Origin of the sequence: Vibrio sp. 10N.222.48.A3, assembly GCF_041475345.1 — a bacterium.
Taxonomy (GTDB): domain Bacteria; phylum Pseudomonadota; class Gammaproteobacteria; order Enterobacterales; family Vibrionaceae; genus Vibrio; species Vibrio tasmaniensis_A.
In genome coordinates, this window is the sequence record NZ_JBFRVX010001194.1 from 1 (window position 1) to 796 (window position 796).

A 796-nucleotide genomic window follows, 5' to 3' on the forward strand; every position below is an offset into this window, starting at 1 on the left:
GAGCACCAAAGCTAAGGCCGCGTTGAGCTGCTGCAGTAACAGCGTCACGAATAACAACGTGGTTGTGACCAAGGATCATTGGACCCCAAGAGCCAACGTAATCGATATATGCTTTACCATCAGCATCAAAAATAAGTGGGCCATCAGCGCGTTCAACGAAGATAGGAGAACCACCTACGCCATTGAATGCACGAACTGGAGAGTTTACGCCACCAGGAATAGTTTGCTGTGCTTTTTCGTACAGCTCTGCTGATTTGGTCATTGATATATCCTCTTTTGACTGTCGGACCAATTGGCACGCATTGTACCTATCCGGAATCCAACTAGGAATGCCTTCGCTGATATAATCACCCGAATCTGGTTGTTTTGTGTGGTTACGCGTTTTAATTGTCAGATATTAGCGAGTTTACAGCAGTAAAAGGAACGATCCTGTGGTGAATACTTGAACGTTTCAGTCAGGTATTAGATAATCACCAGAATATAAGAAAATACTCAACAACTATGGTCTCGATTTAGATTTGTATCATGTTGTTTTTGACACAGGTAAGAGAGGTTGTCGTGAGCGAAGTAAATATCCCATTGTCCTTTTCTGATGCAGCAGCTACCCGCGTACAAACGCTAATTGCTGAAGAAGAAAACCCAGAGCTAAAACTGCGTGTATACATTACAGGCGGCGGTTGTAGTGGCTTCCAGTACGGCTTCACATTTGATGAAAAAGTAAATGATGGCGACACTACCATTGTAAATAGCGGTGTGACGCTGGTTGTTGACCCAATGAGCCTACAGTACTTAATGG

At 43.8% G+C, this 796-nt stretch carries 2 protein-coding genes; one reads left to right on the plus strand and one right to left on the minus strand.

Going from position 1 to position 796, the window contains the following annotated elements; translation table 11 throughout:
* Positions 1 to 262 (minus strand): aminotransferase class III-fold pyridoxal phosphate-dependent enzyme (locus tag AB4653_RS24975; RefSeq protein ID WP_372105572.1); only part of this gene is annotated, 262 nt, incomplete at its 3' end.
* Positions 263 to 558: 296 nt separating this feature from the next.
* On the opposite strand from AB4653_RS24975, the gene erpA reads away from it, so the two are divergent.
* The coding region (gene erpA / locus AB4653_RS24980; protein WP_372105573.1) for an iron-sulfur cluster insertion protein ErpA at positions 559 to 796 on the plus strand (238 nt) is incomplete at its 3' end.